Source organism: Roseobacter sp. MH60115 (assembly GCF_015644665.1).
Taxonomy (GTDB): domain Bacteria; phylum Pseudomonadota; class Alphaproteobacteria; order Rhodobacterales; family Rhodobacteraceae; genus Roseobacter.
Map to the genome: position 1 here is coordinate 914,942 of NZ_JADOBQ010000002.1, position 16,359 is coordinate 931,300.

A 16,359-nucleotide genomic window follows, 5' to 3' on the forward strand; every position below is an offset into this window, starting at 1 on the left:
GGGTATAATGGGCCGGAGGTTCCTTCGCCGCGCTACTCCGCCGCCGTCCGTTTGCCGCGGGCTTCGCCAATCCCCTGCTGTTCCAGAAAGCTGCTGATCTGACGATGGGCGACCTCGGACGGGGGCAGGGCGTCGCCCGCATCCTTGAAGGTCATCCGCAGCACCGTCGCGGCATTTGCGTCCCGCTCCGCCCGCGGGCGCCAATCGGCGTCCAGATGATCGGCCAGATGCACCTCCCCAATTTGCGCGCCGGAGCGGATATGCCGGATGACCGGGTGAATGAAGGCATCGGGCGTGTCCCCAAAGATATTGTGCTCGCGTTTCACATGCATCGTATCTGCGCCGAAATCGCCGTATTCGAGGGTCACCATCAGATACTCCCGACCGGCGAAACTCTTGGCGTCCTGCACCCATTCCACGGGTACATCATGATAACTGCGTCCCGCGTCCTCCTGATCGAGCAGGATGACGTCGCACAAAAACCCCGGCTGCAGAAACACCCCGGCGCAGGTGCTGATCCGGTCGATGATCGCGCGCGTCAATCCATCGGGGGCGAGTTCGGTTTGCGTGCTCGGATAGGCGGTGCCCGTCACGCGCCCGGCCACGAATTCGGACAGGCATTTCACGTTATGCCGAAAGCCGTGCACAAAACCTGACATGGTCTTGCGATAGTCGCGCGACTGCATGATCGTGCCTGCAAAAAACAGCCCCTCGACGTTTTCGCTTTCCCACTCCGACGTCATCGCCGGGAACTTGTCGAAGTGACGCAGCGCGGGCCGGATATCTTCGGCAAAGATATCGGCATCAAAGCGGAAGCCGGTGCAGGCGATGACACGGTCATAGGTCAGGGTAATCTCATGATCCTCTGCGGCCCGCATCTGCGCGGTGACGGTGTAGAGCCCGTCCTTGCGCTCGATCTTCACCGCTTTGGCATCGATCACCGCGTTCTGTGATTTCAACTGATAGGTGTCGAGGAAGTTGTTGTTTACGGCGCGCAGATGCCCGACGAAATGCGTTTGCCAGGCAAAGCGCACCGGGTTCGGGCTCATCACGTGTATCGAAGCCGCGTGTTCCACCAGCGAATCAGCCGTTTCGAAGGCAGAATTGCCTTTGCCCAGGATCAGCACACGTTCGTTCTCAAACTGCTCCGGCGTGGGGTCAAAATCGAAGTAATTATCGACCAGATCGAACCCCTCGATCCCCGGATCCCAGGGCTGCGACACGCCGGTGGCAACAATCACATTCCGCGCGTGATGTGTCGCGCCGTCCGAGCACCGCAGGGCAAAGATGCCATCGGTTTTCGAAATCTCGACCACGTTGCTGTCGCACAGGATGCGGTCCTGCATCTGGGCGGCAAAGGCCTCGGCGTAATCAACGAAGTCTTCGGCAGAGGGGAAGTATTTCCGGCTCCAGTCCTTGAAAAGCATGCCTTCGTCGTTCAGCAGTGAGTTCCAATCGTAGCGCAGGCGCGTTTCAGGGTTCGAGAGGCCCGTATGCACCTTGTTGATCGAAATGAACTGACGGTGTCGCGGAAAGGTGCGGAAGAAACTACACACCTCCGAGCCGCGCTCGAGGATGACAAAATCCATACCCTTTTTCTGGAAGTAGTATCCGGCCTGAAGCCCTGCCGGACCCGATCCGATCACGCAGACATCGCGTGGCCCATCCTTTTGCGTCATTCCCGTCCTATCCCTCGCCGTGGTGCTATCGTTTCTAGGCCCATTTCTCTCGATGGAAATTTGCGGGCAACCCCGTCGCCAGCTAAGCAGAAACGGGGTTTTCACGCAATGCGCGCGCTCGTCCGGCGGCCCTTACCTGGGCGTGCAGGTACAAGGTGCCAAACGGCTGGGCAGGGGCTGTGTGTTTTTGCCGGGTGGCGATGCCAAACGTCTCGTGTCGGGACACCTGGCAAACCCTCTCTCGGTGGTTCCGAATCATAAGCTGACGCTGCGCTGCGGCATTTGGCATACATCCGCCTGCAAGCGCGGACAGCCGCGCAGGGATCGGAAAAAGCGCTATAATACAGCGTGTTCTGCGTCAAAAAAAGTGATAACGTGGCCACGGGCTCACTTTCCGTAAGCCGGGTTTCTTTCTATAGTTCCGGCATAGGCGCGGCAAAAGTGCCAACAACCAACAAGGGGACGCTGCCATGATCCGTTCGGAGCTGATTCAAAAGATCGCCGATGAAAATCCACATCTGTATCAGCGCGACGTGGAGCGTATCGTCAACACCATCTTTGAAGAGGTGACCGGTGCGATGGCCCGGGGCGACCGGGTTGAGCTGCGCGGCTTCGGCGCGTTCTCGGTCAAGAAACGCGATTCCCGCGTGGGCCGGAACCCCCGCACCGGCGAAACCGTGCATGTAGAAGAAAAACACGTGCCGTTTTTCAAGACCGGCAAGCTGCTGCGTGATCGTCTGAACGGGAAATCCTGATGCGCTACATCCGCTACGCCTGCATCGCGACATTCGGGATCGCGCTGATTGCAGTGGCCATTGCCAACCGCGGCATGGTGTCCTTGCAGTTGATCCCGTCGGAAGTTGCGGGCTGGTTTTCGGTCACGCCCCAGATCGAACTGCCGCTCTTTCTCGTGATTTTTGGCGGCATCGTTTCGGGCCTGCTGATCGGCTTTGTCTGGGAGTGGATCCGCGAGCATGGGCAGCGGGCCGAAGCGGCGCGTCAGGCCCGCGAGATGCGCCGGCTGGAACGCGAGATCGCCAAGCTCAAGGGTGAGAAGCACGCAGGCAAAGATGAAGTTCTGGCGCTGCTGGACGAAGCCAGCTGATCCTGCGCTCTTGTATCTGCGCCGGTGCCGTGCTCAAACGCGCCCATGCCTGACGATATATCTGTAAAAATCTGCGGTCTGCGCACGCCCGAAGATGTCGCGGCGGTGGCCGGGGCCGGCGCGTCTTATTGTGGGTTTACCTTCTTCACCAAATCCCCGCGCAGCATCGGCTTTGAGGACGCGCGGGCGCTGGCGATAGCGGCACCGCCGGGCCTTGCCAAGGTTGCGCTGACGGTCGATGCAGATGATGCCTTTCTGGATGATCTCACCCGACAGGTCCCGCTCGACATGCTGCAATTGCATGGGCATGAAACGCCTGAGCGTGTCGCGGCGATCAAGGCACGGTACGGATTGCCGGCGATGAAGGCGGTGGGGATTGCTGACGCGGACGATCTTGCAGAGCTTGATCGGTATCTGACCGTGGCGGACCAGATTCTGGTCGATGCGAAGCCGCCCAAGACATCTGAGCTGCCGGGCGGGAATGGGCTCACCTTTGACTGGCGGCTTGTCGCGGGGCGCCGGTGGCCGGTGCCGTGGATGCTGGCGGGGGGGCTGACCCCGGACAATGTTGCCGAAGCCATTGCCTTGACCGGCGCGAAACAGGTGGATGTGGCGTCCGGCGTCGAGCTCGCGCCGGGGGTCAAGGATCACGATGTGGTCCGCAGCTTCGTGCACGCGGCCAAGGCATGATGGTCACCTTCCGCCCGGCGGAGCGTCACGAGGTCGCGGCCATTGTCGCGTTACTGCAGGACGATATGCTGGGATCTGCCCGGGAAGGCAGCGACCTTGAAACCTATCTTGCGGCCTTCGACTGGATGACGACCGAGGGCGGCAACCAGCTTATCGTAGGTGCACACGGCACTCGGGTTGTGGCCACCTATCAGCTGACCTTCATCTCGGGCCTTTCGCTGCGCGCCGCACGCCGCGCACAGATTGAAAGCGTGCGGGTGTCCAGCGATCTGCGCGGGCAGGGGATCGGCCACCGGATGATTGAGGACGCGGTGCAGCGCGCCAGGGAAGCTGGATGCAGTCTGATCCAGCTCACCATGAACAAAAGCCGCACCGACAGCGCGCGGTTCTACGGCGACCTTGGCTTTACCCCTTCGCACATCGGGTATAAACGCAATCTGATCTGACAGGAGTGCGCGGGATGGCAAACGATCTTTTCAATTCCTTCATGACCGGCCCGGATGAAAACGGACGGTTCGGCGATTTTGGCGGGCGGTTCGTATCCGAGACGCTGATGCCGCTGATCCTTGAGCTGGAAGCGCAATACGAAAAAGCCAAGACTGACGATAGCTTCTGGGCTGAGATGAACCACCTCTGGACCCATTACGTGGGTCGGCCCAGCCCGCTTTACCTCGCCGAGCGCCTGACCGCGCATCTGGGCGGCGCCAAGGTCTACATGAAGCGGGACGAGCTCAACCACACTGGCGCGCATAAGATCAACAACGTGCTGGGCCAGATCATCCTGGCGCGCCGCATGGGCAAGACCCGGATCATCGCCGAAACCGGCGCGGGCCAGCACGGCGTGGCCACCGCCACCGTCTGCGCCAAATTCGGGCTGAAGTGCGTGGTCTACATGGGCGCGCATGACGTCGAGCGTCAGGCACCGAACGTCTTCCGCATGCGCCTTTTGGGCGCCGAAGTGGTGCCCGTGACCTCCGGGCGTGGCACGCTCAAGGATGCGATGAACGATGCGCTGCGCGATTGGGTGACCAATGTGCGCGACACCTTCTATTGCATTGGCACCGTCGCTGGTCCGCACCCCTATCCGGCGATGGTCCGTGATTTCCAGTCGATCATCGGTAAGGAGGTCCGCGAACAGATGACCGCCGCCGAGGGTCGTTTTCCCGATACGGTGATTGCTGCCATCGGGGGCGGGTCGAACGCGATGGGTCTTTTTTACCCGTTCCTTGACGACAAGGAGGTTGGCATCATTGGTGTTGAGGCGGGCGGCAAGGGCGTGAATGCCAAGATGGAGCATTGCGCGTCGCTGACCGGTGGCCGCCCTGGCGTGCTGCACGGCAACCGCACTTATCTGCTGCAGGACGATGACGGCCAGATCCTCGAAGGGTTTTCGATCTCCGCCGGGCTCGACTATCCCGGCATCGGTCCGGAGCACGCCTGGCTGCACGAGATCGGGCGCGCGGAGTATGTCGCGATCACGGACAAAGAGGCGCTGGAGGCCTTCCAGCTCTGCTGCGAACTCGAAGGCATCATCCCGGCGCTGGAACCCTCTCACGCGCTCGCCCATGTCACGAAGATCGCGCCTGAGCTGCCTAAGGATCACATTATCTGCATGAACATGTGTGGCCGTGGCGACAAGGATATCTTCACCGTCGCCAAGGCGCTCGGTTTTGAGATGGGTGAATTCGCCTGACCCACGCCTGATCTCGATCCTGACCTTGATTGCTTTCGCGGCAAGAGGGGTGAGGATGAAACGGATTGTCGGCAATTGCGCTGTTTGGGCCTCTGCGCTGGCGGCTGCGGCGCAAATCCCGAAAGATATTGTGTACCGGATCTCTACGTCCTTGGCCAACCCAGTACCACCGTCCCAGTTGGGTCTCGACTAGCTTTCGGCGCTCGCGGCGCGCCGGTTTCTTTTGCGCCGCATGGTGGCCTTCAACGAGCTCAACGACAGCTACGGCGATGATCTTGGGCAGGGCTGTGTCGGTTTCGGCTTCGCGATTCCGGGAAACGACCATGATGCCTTGCGGCTTGAGCTTTCAGAAGGTGATGCCGCCCAGATCGAAATCTCGAGTTGGCAGGTCAGCGGTCACAGTCGTCACACACGAATGGCAGAAGGATCGGGTTGACGGCTGGACTTCCCGGGCACCGGTGGCTGCAAGCTGTAGCGCATGGCGGCGTGCAGGTGGCCGACCCGGATCGGGCCTGCAAAGCCAGCATGTGCGGTTCTGAACGGCCTGAGTTTTCCCGCAGCCGCCAGATTGACCGTGCGGCACGGCAGTCTCAGATCAGATAACGCCTCAGACGGTCAAAGCATGGGTTTCGAGAACTTCCAGCGGAACGATTTCCAACGCGCGCTTGTGCGTTGCGGCCAGATGCACTTGTGGCGCGCAACCCTCGTCGTGGGCCTGCAGGAATCGTCCCGCGCAGAGGCACCAGCTATCGCCCGCCTTCAGGCCCTGAAAGCCGAATTCCGGGCGCGGGGTGCTGAGGTCGTTGCCGACGTATTTCGAATAGGCAAGAAATTCCTCCGTCATCACCGCACAGACGGTGTGGCTGCCCTGATCCGCCGCGCAGGTGTTGCAGTGGCCATCGCGGAAGAACCCTGTCACCGGGTCTGACCCGCAGAGGGCCAGCGATCCTCCCAGTACATTGAGGCTGTCGTCTTTCTCCATCCTCTCCTCCTTACGTTTTGTCGGCGATGGCGCGGAACATCTCGATGTTGCTGCGTTGCACAGCCTTGTCACGAAACTGCGGATCGACTGCGGTCAGCGCGATCACGATACCCTGTTCCTCATTGATGTAGAGGTATTGGCCGTAAATGCCACGCCCCATGTACTCGCGGGGACGCGCATCGCGGGGCATCCACCACTGATATCCATAGCCGTATTGATCCGTGGCTGTCGGTGCCGATGCGGTTGTCGAGGCGATCACCCATGCCTCCGGCACCACCTGCCGACCGTGCCACCGCCCGTGCTGCAGGAACATCTGGCCAAAGCGCGCGTAGTCGCGGGTCGTGCCGTTGAACCCGCCCAGTACAAAGGCCACACCGGTGCCATCGGTCAGGTAGTAGGGTTCCTGCTCCACGCCCAGCGGCGCGACGATCTTCTCACTCATCAGGTCGATGACCGAACGCCCCGTGGCGCCGCGCAGCACCATGCCCAGCACATGGGTGTCGATCGAGACATATTGCCATTCGGAGCCGGGTGCCGCGAAAGTCTCGCTCAGCCCGGCGGCAAAGGCGTCCATCTCCGCACCCAGCGCCAGGACGCGGCCCATCCGGTTAATGTCCGAGTTCTTGTCGGTGTAATCCTCGTCGAATGTCACGCCGGTGGCCATGTTGAGGACATGCCGGATCGTGGTGCCATCATAGGCGCCGCCCTTCAGCGCGGGCGCATATCCGGTGACCGGATCGTCGAGCGAGACAATGACACCTTCATCCAGCAGAATACCGGTCAGCGCGGAGAGATAGCTTTTCGCCATGGACCAGCTGATGCGCAGATCGTCGGGGCGGGTGTCGAGGTAGTAGTTTTCATGGACCAGCTTGCCATCCTTCAGGACAACTACCGACGTCACCCGCCGATCACGAACAAACTGCTCAAAATCATCCGGCAGTGCGATGGCCGGTCCGGTGGGCAGTGTCGCGACCGGTCCTGTCCCCCGGCTGATCGGGCTGTGCAGGAACGCCTGGTCCATATGGCTGAAGTTCTGGGCGATCCGGTCCGGCAGAAACAGGCTGTTCACCGCCATCAGGCGCGAAATCTCATCCCGTTTCCAGGCCCCGACCACCAGGGCGGCGAGGGCGAGCGCAAGCATCAGCCGCAGCGCCCATTTCAAAAGTTTGCGCATGTCTCAGCCTGTATCCCGTGCCCCGTCCCAGCGTATCCAGCGACCATGGAAATCGGCACGTCCCAGATGCAGGGTGATATCGCCGGGCCAGAGCCGGAGCACCAGTGCGGCGCCGATACCGCCGGTGGTGTCCCCATCGCTTTCCATCGAGAGCCAAGCCAGCGGGCGGGTCGGTGTCGCCGTCGCCCCGGCGGTCTCGATCATTTCCTGGCCGCGGGCCTGAACGTCAGCGGGAAAATACTGCCAGGCAACCGTGTGCTGGATCAGATGCAGATGACCTTCGGGCGCCGATGCCAGACGGGTTGCCAACCAATCGATCGCATCGCCTCGGTGAACCGGCGCATCGGTCACCGCAGCAGCGGCGCGGGTGAGCGCCAGACGCTCCGGTTGGTCGGGCCAGAGATAGGCGGTCAGGCGCAACAGATCCTGTGGGTCACTGGGATCAAGCGGGTTCAGATCGACGCCCGCGCGCTCTGCAACGACGGGGCGGATGTGCGGAGGCAGGGGACCGGTCCAGTCGGGGGTGAGGGTGATCACCGGGTCGGGTGGTGTCATCTCCACGCCCGGCAGAGACAGCCCATAGCGGTCCCACATCAGGTTCAGCCCCGCACTGGCGCCCAACTCCGAGACCATGAAGGGCAGGTCAAAGTGGTCCGCCGTCACGGCCGCCCCCGCGATCAGCGCAGCGGAGCGGCGCACTTCGTTGGTTTGAGGCGGGCTTTCCACCCAGTCGAGCATGAAGGCTTCGTGTTGGTCGAGCGCCTCCAGAACGCCCTCGCGCAATGCCTCATCGCTGACCTGTGCCGGGGGGTAGAGGGCCGCCAGCTCCGGCGCGCGCGCGGTGAGGACCAGCGCATGCAGTCCCCCCGCAGTGCGCAGGGGCAGGGAGGCGCCCGCAGGCCCGATGTCTCCGTCAAATTGTGCCAAGCGCTGTGCCAGAGCGCTGTCCGTCGGCCAGTGTTCCGCCAGGATCCGCAGCAACCGCCCCATGAAAGGGGACCCCATGCGTTCGCAACTGATGGCCTGATGCTGAAAGGCCTCTGCCAGCATCACCGGAAACGCTCGATGAGTTTTTGCAGCGGTGATGCTGTTTCTTTCTTAGGGTTCGGCTCCGGGGGGGGCACTGGCTGCGGCTTTGCCGCCTTGGGGTTTTTTTGACCGGTGCCGGACCGTTGGGGCGAGACGCGCAATCCGACCGCATTCATGAATTTCGCCGCATCGCCGGTCGCCAGATCAGGCGCGCCGTCGCTGACACCGCGCAGCACGTCATCCAGCCAGTCCTCGTCCGCCTTTGCGAAATCGCGCAGCACATACCCCGGCACTGCGTCTTTGTGCCCCGGATGACCCACACCCAGACGCACCCGCGCATAGTCGGGCCCGATGTGTGCATGCACGGAGCGTAAACCGTTGTGCCCTGCATGCCCGCCGCCGACCTTATGCTTGACCTTACCGGGGGCGAGATCGATCTCGTCGTGCAGGACAACGACATCTTCCGGCTCCAGCTTGTAAAACCGCATCGCGGCCTGCACCGACTGGCCGGAATTGTTCATGAAGGTCTCGGGTTTCAGCAGCACCGCCCGGTCAGCGCCAAAGCGCCCCTCGCTGATTGTGCCCTGATGCTTGCCCTTCCACGCCGGAAAGCCATGGTCCGCCGCGATCCGGTCCAGCGCCATGAACCCGATATTGTGCCGGTTTTTGCTGTATTTTGCACCCGGATTGCCCAGACCCACGATCAGCTTCATGACAATGCTCCTTCATATTGCAGTGCAGCATAGCAAAGCAGGGGCGCAAACGAAATACGGGGCCGCAAAGGGCCCCGTACTTGTTTCAACCCACCAGGTGGAGGATCAATCGTCGGCTTGCTCGCCGTCGGGTGCATCCATCTCCGTTGTGGGCACTTCATCCGCATCCACATCGGCATCCTCGTCTTCATCGTCCGCAGACGCCAGACCCGCAGGCGCGGAAAGCTGGGCAATCACAAAGTCACGGTCGATGGTCGGCTTGGCGCCTTCCGGCAGCGTGACCGAAGAAATCGTGACGTTGTCGCCAATCTCCATCTCCGAGACGTCGATGGTGATGTGATCGGGGATATCGCCCGCGGTCACGATCAGCTCAACCTCGGGACGCACCAGCGTCAGCACGCCGCCTTTTTTCAGGCCGGGCGAGACGTCTTCGCCTTCCACTTCAACCGCGATGAAGAGGTTGATCTTGGTGGTGCGGCGCAGGCGCATGAAATCGATGTGTGTCGGCAGGTCCTTGACCACGTGACGCTGCACGTCGCGGCAGATCACACGCACGTCGTCGTGGCCTTCTACCTTCATGTTGAACAGGGTCGACTTGAACCGGCCCGCGCGCAGCTTCTTGATCAGCACGTTGAACGGAATGTTGATCGGCAGCGGGTCAACGTCGCCACCAAATACAATCCCAGGAACCATGCCATCGCGGCGTGCCTGACGAGCGGCGCCCTTGCCTGTCCCCGTCCGTTCCTGAGCTTCAAGATCCGGAATTGCTCCAGCCATCTTTTGTCTCCAATATGTTAAGGGCGGGCCTCCTCCAAGGCTGTAGACCCGCGTGAAGCCGCGCGTATAGACCGGTTTGTGGCCCGTGAAAAGAGGTTTTTCGCAGATGCTCTCTTGCAGGCGTCGCGCGCCCGTGTCACCGCTGGCACATGCGTTTGGTGAGCGATCTCTGGCTGTCCCGAAAATCAGTTGCTGGCTTCGTCATCGTTGGCGCGGCCTGGTCCAGCTATTTCGCCCAGATGCCGGTGATCAAGGCGGCCATCGGTGCCTCTGACGGGGTCTACGGCGCGGTCATGCTGCTGGCCTCTCTGGGCGCGCTTGCCGCCATGTGGCTGGCACCGCTGGCGCACCGGATCGCAGGTCGCTGGGCCTTGCCGCTGGGGGCAATGATCATGTCGGGCGGCATGCTGGGCGCGGGCATGTCCGCCGAGATCGTGGCCTTTGGAATCGCGATGACCTGTGCCTCTGTCGGGGCCGGGATCACGGATGTTTTGGCCAACGTGCGGGTCTCCGAGATCGAGGAGACCAGTGGCCGCCACCTAATGAACCTCAATCACGCGATGTTCTCCTTCACCTACGCGGGCTGTGCGCTGGCCACGGGCATCATGCGGGAGCTGGGTTGGTCGCCTGCGCAGGTCTTCACTGTCCTGATCGGGCTGACCGCGCTGGCAGGCTGGGTCATGCTGGAAAGACGTGCTCCCCCCATGCCAACGGACGAAACCCCGGACGATGCGCCGCTGCCGCATTTGCTGGTCTGGGGCGTCGGGGCGATCGTGATGGTCGCCTTCTTGACGGAGGCCGCGTCTGAGGGATGGTCGGCACTGCACCTGGAACGCACGCTGGGCGGCGGTCCGGCCGAAGGCGCGCTGGGGCCCGCGCTATTGGGGCTGAGCATGGGGATCGGGCGGCTTTCGGGGCACTTCCTGTCAGACCGGGTGCCGACCTTGCCCTTCATCACGGTGGCCTCCGTCGTCGCGGCGGCGGGGCTGATCCTGGTCGGGGGGGCACCGACGCTCTTTATGGCCTACATCGGTTTTGCCCTCACCGGTCTCGGCATTTCGGTGGTCGCCCCGCTGGCGCTTGCGCTGATCGGGCGGTTGGTTCCACCCAAGGCGCGCCTTGCCGCCATCAGCCGCGCCTCGGCGCTCGGCTACGCTGCGTTTTTCGTGAGCCCACCGCTGATGGGCTTCACCTCAGAAGCGCTTGGCCTGCGCGCGGGTTTCTGGGTGGTCGCTGCCCTGCTGTTGATCTGCATTGCCGCGCTGGTGCCGGTGCTGGCCGCCCGTATCGCGGCCCGCGCGCAGCAGGCCTACTGATCCAGCCAGCGCCCCTCGAAATCTTCCGGAATGAGCAGATTGTGCCGGCCAAGATCCTTCACACTGGTCTCGCCACAGAGCGCCATGGTCGTGTCCAGCTCCTTGTGGATTACTTCCAGTGCCCGCGTCACACCGGCCTGACCCATCGCGCCCAGACCATGCACAAAGGCACGCCCGATGTAGGTCCCCTTGGCCCCCAGGGCCAGCGCCTTGAGCACGTCCTGACCAGAGCGGATGCCGCTGTCCAGATGCACCTCGACCTTGTCACCGACCGCGTCCATGATGGAGGGCAGAACGCGGATCGAACTGAGCGCGCCATCGAGCTGCCGCCCGCCGTGGTTGGACACGATGATCGCATCCGCGCCGACCTGCAGCGCCATCCTGGCGTCTTCCGCATCCAGAATACCCTTGAGGATCAGCGGGCCGCCCCACATTTTCTTGATCTCCTTGACCTCCTCCCAATTCAGCTGGGGATCAAAGCTCTCAGCCGCCCAGACGGAGAGAGAAGACAGATCGCTGATGCCATCGATGTGGCCGACGATATTGCCGAACTGGTGCCGTTTCGTCTTGGCCATGCCCGCAATCCAGCGCCACTTGGTGGCCAGGTTGGCGATATTGCCAATTGTCGGTCTGATCGGGATGGATAGCCCGTTCTTGATGTCCTTGTGGCGTTGTCCGAGGATCTGCAGGTCGAGCGTGACCACAAGCGCCGAACACTTCGCATCCTTGGCCCGCTGGATGATGTTCTTGATGAAGGTCTTGTCGCGCATGGCATAAAGCTGGAACCAGAAGGGTTTGCTGGTGTTCGCAGCCACATCTTCGATCGAACAAATTGACATGGTGGAGAGCGTGAAGGGCACGCCAAAAGCCTCCGCTGCCTTGGCCGCGAGGATCTCACCATCCGCGTGTTGCATGCCGGTTGATCCGACCGGGGCCAGGGCCACCGGCATCGCCACATCCTCGCCGATCATCTGGCTGGCGGTCGAGCGGCCCGTCATGTCCACGGCCACGCGCTGGCGTAGCCTGATCTTCTCAAAGTCGGTGGTGTTCTCGCGAAAGGTCTGTTCCGTCCAACTGCCTGATTCCGCGTAGTCGTAGAACATACGGGGCACACGACGTTGGTGAAGCTTCTTGAGATCCTGGATCGTGGTGATTGTTGGCATGGCACCCTCATATTGGTCAGTTTTGATTACCAATTCACCACAGAAAGATCAATCGACAAAAAGATGCGCGGGCTGACTTGATTAGTGCGATATCGAACTATATGTAGTTCGATATCGCACTATAAACAGAGAACACCATGAACCTGTCTCGCCGCAAAGCCTTGTCCCTAATCGGTGGGGGCGCCGTTCTGGCTGCATCCGCGTCTGCCGCCGGGTTTCTCGCCAGCCGAACCCCACGCGCCACTCTGGCACCGTGGGACCTTGCCGGGAGCTATGATGATCCCCGCCTCAACGCGCTCAGCTTTGCATTGCTGGCGCCGAACCCTCACAATCTGCAGCCTTGGCAGGTTGCACTTGAAGGGCAGCACAGCCTGTCCATCTATCTGGACCCGGCCCGTCGCTTGCCGGAAACTGACCCCTATGACCGGCAGATTACCATCGGTTTGGGATGTTTTCTGGAGCAGATGGTTTTGGCCGCGGGCGCTGCGGGACACACGGTCCACTTGTCCCTCTATCCCGACGGCGCCGATGACCCGGTTGCGCGTGCAACGTTTTCCTCCGGCGGAGCGCCTGATCCGCTCAGCACGCAGATCCTCGCGCGCAGGTCCTGCAAGGAGCCATTCGAGGCGCGGCCAGTTGATGGTGTGCAAGCAAATGAATTGGAGCTCTTCGCCGACATCTACACTGATGAGACGATGGTCAGTGCGCTGAAATCGCTCACCTGGAATGCGTGGGAAACCGAGGCGCAGACACGCCGGACGATGATGGAATCCGTTGATCTGATGCGCTTTGGCAAGGCCGAGATCAATGCGAACCCGGATGGCATAGACCTCGGCGGGCCCTTCTTGGAGAGCCTGATGTTGGTCGGCATGTTGAGCCGGGATGCACAGTCTGATCCGGAGAGCGCGAGTTTCAAGCAGGGTGTCGAGATCTACCGCGAGATGCTCGCGGCAACACCGGCTTACGCCGCGCTGACCAGCGATGGCAACACACGCAGGGATCAGATCGAGGCCGGGCGACGCTGGCTCCGACTGAACCTCAAATGCACGGCCCTTGGTCTGGCACTGCATCCCGTGAGCCAGTGTCTGCAGGAATACCCCGAAATGTCACCGCACTTTGACACGGCGCATGATCTTCTGGCGGCGCCGGGACAGACGGTTCAAATGCTGGGTCGATTGGGCTACGGTCCGCAAACGCCCCGCACGCCGCGCTGGCCTCTGGAGACAAAGCTGCTGAATGCCTGACGACGCTCGCGCCACCTATTTCGATGTCTTCAACGAGATCGGAATCATCGAACAGCTCAGCCGCACATTGCTTGAAGCGCGCTTGCCGGATGGCCTGATCGCACCGCATTTCGCTGTTTTGAACCACTTGATCCGATTGGGCGACGGGCGCGCACCAATCGATATGGCGCGCGCTTTTCAGGTGCCCAAGACCTCAATGACCCACACGGTAAAGGGCCTGGAGGCGCATGGGCTTGTCGATGTGCGCCCCAATCCGGAAGACGGTCGGTCGAAACTGGTCTGGATCACGCAGAAGGGCCGCGCCGCCCGGGATCAGGCCATTGCAGATCTCACCCCAGATTTTGAGCGGCTTGCGTCGGGGTTTGACACGCATCGTCTGGACGCGATCCTGCCGGTGCTGCGGGATCTTCGCATCTTTCTGGATGAGGACAGAAATCCGTCGGGCTGAACCTAGGCGCTATGCGCCCCGTCCGAGAGGGTTTTCACGAAGGCCAAAACATCCGCAACAGGTTCGCCCGCGCCGATCTTGCCGACAATCGCCGAGCCTACGACAACGCCGTCCGCCACATCGGCAATCGCGCGTGACTTCTCCGGTGTGTTCACGCCAAAACCGACGATGACGGGCAGGCCGCTTGCCGACTTGATCCGCGCCACCTCGGGGCCGACATCCCCGGCTTGCGCTTCGGCAGCGCCGGTGATCCCGGTGATGGAGACGTAATATACAAAGCCCGAAGTGTTCTGCAGCACCCGTGGCAGCCGTTTCGCATCCGTCGTGGGGGTCGCCAGACGGATGAAGTTGAGCCCGGCCTCTTGCGCGGGCAGGCACAATTCGCTGTCTTCTTCCGGTGGCAGGTCCACGACGATCAATCCGTCGATACCCGCGTCGATAGCCTCGGCGAGAAACCGGTCGACGCCCCGGCTGTAAATGGGATTGTAGTAGCCCATCAGGACAATCGGTGTCGTCTGGTCCTCTTTCCGAAAGGCGCGCGCCAGATCCAGCGTCCGCTGCAACGTCATTCCACCTTCCAGGGCGCGCTGCCCGGCCAGCTGGATCGTGGGGCCATCGGCCATCGGATCGGTGAAGGGCAATCCCAGTTCGATCACATCCACCCCCGCCGCCGGCAGGCCGCGCACCACCTCCAGCGATGTGTCAAAATCCGGATCTCCGGCCATGACATAGGCAACAAAGGCCTTCTTTCCGGCTTTGGAAAGCTCTGCAAACTTGGCGTCAATTCGGGTCATCAGGCTGGCCTTTCGTGGTATCGCCCCGCAATGCCGAAAACCAAACGGAAAATCAATGCATCAACGGCCACTCTGTGCCACTTGTCGGAAATGGCGCGGCCTATCAGGATTTCCCCCTTTAGATTTTCCAAAGACCGCCTACCTATCAGCCATGAATTACTTGCTCGCCATTCTGCTGCCACCGCTGTCGATCCTGCTGACCGGCCGGGTGATCCTCGCCATTCTGGTATTTCTCATCTGGATCCCCGCACTCATCTTTTCCGGTGGTCTGACCCATCCGATGTTCATCCTTCTGGCGTGGTTTCTGATCTTCCACGCCCGCGAAGATCGGCGTCACCGCTAGGTCTTGTCTTGGCCTGTCAGACCCCCTAGGACAAGCGCCACCACAACAAGGACGTCGATATGGGTTTCAAGATGGGTATCGTGGGGTTGCCAAATGTAGGCAAATCCACTCTTTTCAATGCGTTGACCCGCACCGCTGCAGCGCAGGCGGCGAATTTTCCATTTTGCACCATCGAACCGAATGTCGGCGACGTTGCGGTGCCGGACGCGCGTCTCGACCGTCTGGCGGAGATCGCGCAGTCGAAGCAGATCATTCCTACCCGCATGACATTTGTCGATATCGCCGGTCTGGTGAAAGGGGCCTCAAAAGGCGAGGGGTTGGGCAACCAGTTTCTGGCCAACATCCGTGAAGTTGATGCGATTGCGCATGTGCTGCGCTGTTTCGAGGACGGGGATGTCACCCATGTTGAGGGCCGGGTCGATCCGGTTGCTGACGCAGAGACCATCGAAACAGAGTTGATGCTGGCCGATATCGAGAGCATTGAAAAACGCTTGCAGAACATTGTCCGTAAAGTGCGGGGGGGCGATAAGGAGGCGGTACAACAGGAACGCTTGATGCGTGCCGCGCTGGAAGCTCTGGAGCAAGGTAAGCCCGCGCGCGTGGTTGAGGTCGACGCCGAAGATCTGCGCGCCTGGAAGCTGCTGCAGCTTCTGACGACCAAACCTGTGCTCTACGTGTGCAACGTGGGCGAGGCGGAGGCCGCGGAAGGCAACGCGCATGCGGCCAAAGTTGCCGAAATGGCGGCTGCCGAAGGCAATGCCCATGTCGTGATCTCTGCGCAGATCGAAGAAGAGATTAGCCAGCTGGAGCCCGAAGAGGCGACGATGTTTCTGGAGGAAATGGGTCTGTCGGAAGCGGGTCTGGATCGCTTGATCCAAGCGGGATACGCGCTGCTGCACCTCGAAACGTATTTTACCGTTGGCCCGAAGGAAGCCCGCGCCTGGACCATTCGGCATGGTACCAGCGCACCGAAAGCCGCCGGGGTCATTCACGGAGATTTCGAGAAGGGGTTCATCCGGGCAGAGACGATTAGCTACAATGATTTTGTGTCGCTGGGCGGTGAGCAGCCCGCAAAAGAAGCGGGTAAAATGCGCGCAGAAGGCAAATCATACGTCGTCAAGGACGGTGATGTGCTCCATTTCCTCTTCAACACCTGAAAGATCTTAAGTTTCTGGAATTATGCGGACCGGTTCTTCCAACGTCGCGATC

At 61.4% G+C, this 16,359-nt stretch carries 19 protein-coding genes; 11 read left to right on the forward strand and 8 right to left on the reverse strand.

The window, feature by feature from the left end; genetic code table 11:
• Positions 1-32: 32 nt before the first annotated feature.
• Positions 33-1,679: an NAD(P)-binding domain-containing protein gene (locus tag ISX84_RS10135; RefSeq protein ID WP_195820203.1), complete on the reverse strand. Its 1,647-nt coding sequence runs from the start codon at positions 1,677-1,679 to the stop codon at positions 33-35.
• Positions 1,680-2,149: 470 nt separating this feature from the next.
• Between ISX84_RS10135 and ihfB the strand changes: the two genes are divergently transcribed.
• The 6 genes from ihfB (at position 2,150) to ISX84_RS10165 (ending at position 5,603) form a co-directional block, all read left to right on the forward strand.
• The gene (gene ihfB / locus ISX84_RS10140) at positions 2,150-2,434 is read left to right on the forward strand and encodes an integration host factor subunit beta (RefSeq protein WP_195820204.1); all 285 of its coding nucleotides are present in this window, start codon (positions 2,150-2,152) and stop codon (positions 2,432-2,434) included.
• Positions 2,434-2,784, forward strand: a complete 351-nt coding sequence (locus ISX84_RS10145; RefSeq protein ID WP_195820205.1) for a LapA family protein — start codon at positions 2,434-2,436, stop codon at positions 2,782-2,784. The genes ihfB and ISX84_RS10145 overlap by 1 nt, the downstream gene beginning before the upstream one ends.
• A 45-nt stretch (positions 2,785-2,829) precedes the next feature.
• Positions 2,830-3,474, forward strand: coding sequence for a phosphoribosylanthranilate isomerase (locus ISX84_RS10150; protein WP_195820206.1), 645 nt, complete (start codon positions 2,830-2,832; stop codon positions 3,472-3,474).
• Positions 3,474-3,920 carry a GNAT family N-acetyltransferase gene (locus tag ISX84_RS10155; protein WP_195820298.1) on the forward strand — a complete coding sequence of 149 codons (447 nt, stop codon included), beginning with the start codon at positions 3,474-3,476 and terminating at the stop codon, positions 3,918-3,920. Before ISX84_RS10150 ends, ISX84_RS10155 begins: the two co-directional genes overlap by 1 nt.
• A gap of 14 nt (positions 3,921-3,934) precedes the next feature.
• A complete protein-coding gene (trpB, locus tag ISX84_RS10160; protein ID WP_195820207.1) occupies positions 3,935-5,167 on the forward strand; it encodes a tryptophan synthase subunit beta in 1,233 nt (410 codons plus the stop codon).
• A gap of 232 nt (positions 5,168-5,399) precedes the next feature.
• Positions 5,400-5,603 (forward strand): hypothetical protein, encoded by a 204-nt coding sequence (locus ISX84_RS10165; RefSeq protein WP_195820208.1) that lies wholly within the window; start codon positions 5,400-5,402, stop codon positions 5,601-5,603.
• 171 nt (positions 5,604-5,774) lie between these two features.
• On the opposite strand, the gene ISX84_RS10170 is transcribed toward ISX84_RS10165, so the two are convergent.
• From ISX84_RS10170 to ISX84_RS10190, 5 genes are all read right to left on the reverse strand, one after another.
• Positions 5,775-6,149, reverse strand: a complete 375-nt coding sequence (locus ISX84_RS10170) for a DUF2237 family protein (RefSeq protein WP_195820209.1) — start codon at positions 6,147-6,149, stop codon at positions 5,775-5,777.
• Positions 6,150-6,159: 10 nt separating this feature from the next.
• Positions 6,160-7,323 (reverse strand): serine hydrolase domain-containing protein, encoded by a 1,164-nt coding sequence (locus ISX84_RS10175; RefSeq protein WP_195820210.1) that lies wholly within the window; start codon positions 7,321-7,323, stop codon positions 6,160-6,162.
• Positions 7,324-7,326: 3 nt separating this feature from the next.
• Entirely contained in the window at positions 7,327-8,373 is a 1,047-nt protein-coding gene (locus ISX84_RS10180) for a DUF2332 domain-containing protein (RefSeq protein WP_195820299.1), read from the reverse strand.
• On the reverse strand, positions 8,373-9,065 hold the full coding sequence (gene pth, locus ISX84_RS10185; protein ID WP_195820211.1) for an aminoacyl-tRNA hydrolase: 693 nt from the start codon (positions 9,063-9,065) through the stop codon (positions 8,373-8,375). Before pth ends, ISX84_RS10180 begins: the two co-directional genes overlap by 1 nt.
• Before the next feature lie 105 nt (positions 9,066-9,170).
• Positions 9,171-9,842, reverse strand: a complete 672-nt coding sequence (locus tag ISX84_RS10190) for a 50S ribosomal protein L25/general stress protein Ctc (RefSeq protein ID WP_195820212.1) — start codon at positions 9,840-9,842, stop codon at positions 9,171-9,173.
• A gap of 149 nt (positions 9,843-9,991) precedes the next feature.
• On the opposite strand from ISX84_RS10190, the gene ISX84_RS23465 reads away from it, so the two are divergent.
• Positions 9,992-11,158 (forward strand): MFS transporter, encoded by a 1,167-nt coding sequence (locus ISX84_RS23465; RefSeq protein WP_442800618.1) that lies wholly within the window; start codon positions 9,992-9,994, stop codon positions 11,156-11,158.
• On the opposite strand, the gene ISX84_RS10200 is transcribed toward ISX84_RS23465, so the two are convergent.
• Positions 11,152-12,321, reverse strand: a complete 1,170-nt coding sequence (locus ISX84_RS10200) for an alpha-hydroxy acid oxidase (protein ID WP_195820214.1) — start codon at positions 12,319-12,321, stop codon at positions 11,152-11,154. The genes ISX84_RS23465 and ISX84_RS10200 overlap by 7 nt on opposite strands.
• A 137-nt stretch (positions 12,322-12,458) precedes the next feature.
• Between ISX84_RS10200 and ISX84_RS10205 the strand changes: the two genes are divergently transcribed.
• Together ISX84_RS10205 and ISX84_RS10210 are read left to right on the forward strand one after the other, a co-directional pair.
• Positions 12,459-13,565 (forward strand): Acg family FMN-binding oxidoreductase, encoded by a 1,107-nt coding sequence (locus tag ISX84_RS10205; protein ID WP_195820215.1) that lies wholly within the window; start codon positions 12,459-12,461, stop codon positions 13,563-13,565.
• Positions 13,558-14,013 (forward strand): MarR family winged helix-turn-helix transcriptional regulator, encoded by a 456-nt coding sequence (locus ISX84_RS10210; RefSeq protein ID WP_195820216.1) that lies wholly within the window; start codon positions 13,558-13,560, stop codon positions 14,011-14,013. Before ISX84_RS10205 ends, ISX84_RS10210 begins: the two co-directional genes overlap by 8 nt.
• 2 nt (positions 14,014-14,015) lie before the next feature.
• On the opposite strand, the gene trpA is transcribed toward ISX84_RS10210, so the two are convergent.
• On the reverse strand, positions 14,016-14,807 hold the full coding sequence (gene trpA / locus ISX84_RS10215) for a tryptophan synthase subunit alpha (protein WP_195820217.1): 792 nt from the start codon (positions 14,805-14,807) through the stop codon (positions 14,016-14,018).
• 151 nt (positions 14,808-14,958) lie between these two features.
• Between trpA and ISX84_RS10220 the strand changes: the two genes are divergently transcribed.
• Together ISX84_RS10220 and ychF are read left to right on the forward strand one after the other, a co-directional pair.
• Positions 14,959-15,150: a hypothetical protein gene (locus ISX84_RS10220; RefSeq protein WP_195820218.1), complete on the forward strand. Its 192-nt coding sequence runs from the start codon at positions 14,959-14,961 to the stop codon at positions 15,148-15,150.
• A 59-nt stretch (positions 15,151-15,209) separates the two neighbouring features.
• Positions 15,210-16,307, forward strand: coding sequence for a redox-regulated ATPase YchF (gene ychF / locus ISX84_RS10225; protein WP_195820219.1), 1,098 nt, complete (start codon positions 15,210-15,212; stop codon positions 16,305-16,307).
• Positions 16,308-16,359 lie beyond the last annotated feature (52 nt).

What these genes read in the sequence shown, in the direction of transcription:
- ISX84_RS10135 (WP_195820203.1), bottom strand. Translation starts at nt 1,679, where the DNA reads ATGACGCAAAAGGATGGGCCACGCGATGTCTGCGTGATCGGATCGGGT.
- ISX84_RS10150 (WP_195820206.1), top strand. Translation starts at nt 2,830, where the DNA reads ATGCCTGACGATATATCTGTAAAAATCTGCGGTCTGCGCACGCCCGAA.
- ISX84_RS10170 (WP_195820209.1), bottom strand. Translation starts at nt 6,149, where the DNA reads ATGGAGAAAGACGACAGCCTCAATGTACTGGGAGGATCGCTGGCCCTC.
- ISX84_RS10190 (WP_195820212.1), bottom strand. Translation starts at nt 9,842, where the DNA reads ATGGCTGGAGCAATTCCGGATCTTGAAGCTCAGGAACGGACGGGGACA.
- trpA (WP_195820217.1), bottom strand. Translation starts at nt 14,807, where the DNA reads ATGACCCGAATTGACGCCAAGTTTGCAGAGCTTTCCAAAGCCGGAAAG.
- ISX84_RS10205 (WP_195820215.1), top strand. Translation starts at nt 12,459, where the DNA reads ATGAACCTGTCTCGCCGCAAAGCCTTGTCCCTAATCGGTGGGGGCGCC.
- ISX84_RS10220 (WP_195820218.1), top strand. Translation starts at nt 14,959, where the DNA reads ATGAATTACTTGCTCGCCATTCTGCTGCCACCGCTGTCGATCCTGCTG.
- ISX84_RS23465 (WP_442800618.1), top strand. Translation starts at nt 9,992, where the DNA reads ATGCGTTTGGTGAGCGATCTCTGGCTGTCCCGAAAATCAGTTGCTGGC.
- trpB (WP_195820207.1), top strand. Translation starts at nt 3,935, where the DNA reads ATGGCAAACGATCTTTTCAATTCCTTCATGACCGGCCCGGATGAAAAC.
- ISX84_RS10210 (WP_195820216.1), top strand. Translation starts at nt 13,558, where the DNA reads ATGCCTGACGACGCTCGCGCCACCTATTTCGATGTCTTCAACGAGATC.
- ISX84_RS10165 (WP_195820208.1), top strand. Translation starts at nt 5,400, where the DNA reads ATGGTGGCCTTCAACGAGCTCAACGACAGCTACGGCGATGATCTTGGG.
- ISX84_RS10155 (WP_195820298.1), top strand. Translation starts at nt 3,474, where the DNA reads ATGGTCACCTTCCGCCCGGCGGAGCGTCACGAGGTCGCGGCCATTGTC.
- ISX84_RS10180 (WP_195820299.1), bottom strand. Translation starts at nt 8,373, where the DNA reads ATGCTGGCAGAGGCCTTTCAGCATCAGGCCATCAGTTGCGAACGCATG.
- ihfB (WP_195820204.1), top strand. Translation starts at nt 2,150, where the DNA reads ATGATCCGTTCGGAGCTGATTCAAAAGATCGCCGATGAAAATCCACAT.
- ISX84_RS10200 (WP_195820214.1), bottom strand. Translation starts at nt 12,321, where the DNA reads ATGCCAACAATCACCACGATCCAGGATCTCAAGAAGCTTCACCAACGT.
- ychF (WP_195820219.1), top strand. Translation starts at nt 15,210, where the DNA reads ATGGGTTTCAAGATGGGTATCGTGGGGTTGCCAAATGTAGGCAAATCC.
- ISX84_RS10175 (WP_195820210.1), bottom strand. Translation starts at nt 7,323, where the DNA reads ATGCGCAAACTTTTGAAATGGGCGCTGCGGCTGATGCTTGCGCTCGCC.
- pth (WP_195820211.1), bottom strand. Translation starts at nt 9,065, where the DNA reads ATGAAGCTGATCGTGGGTCTGGGCAATCCGGGTGCAAAATACAGCAAA.
- ISX84_RS10145 (WP_195820205.1), top strand. Translation starts at nt 2,434, where the DNA reads ATGCGCTACATCCGCTACGCCTGCATCGCGACATTCGGGATCGCGCTG.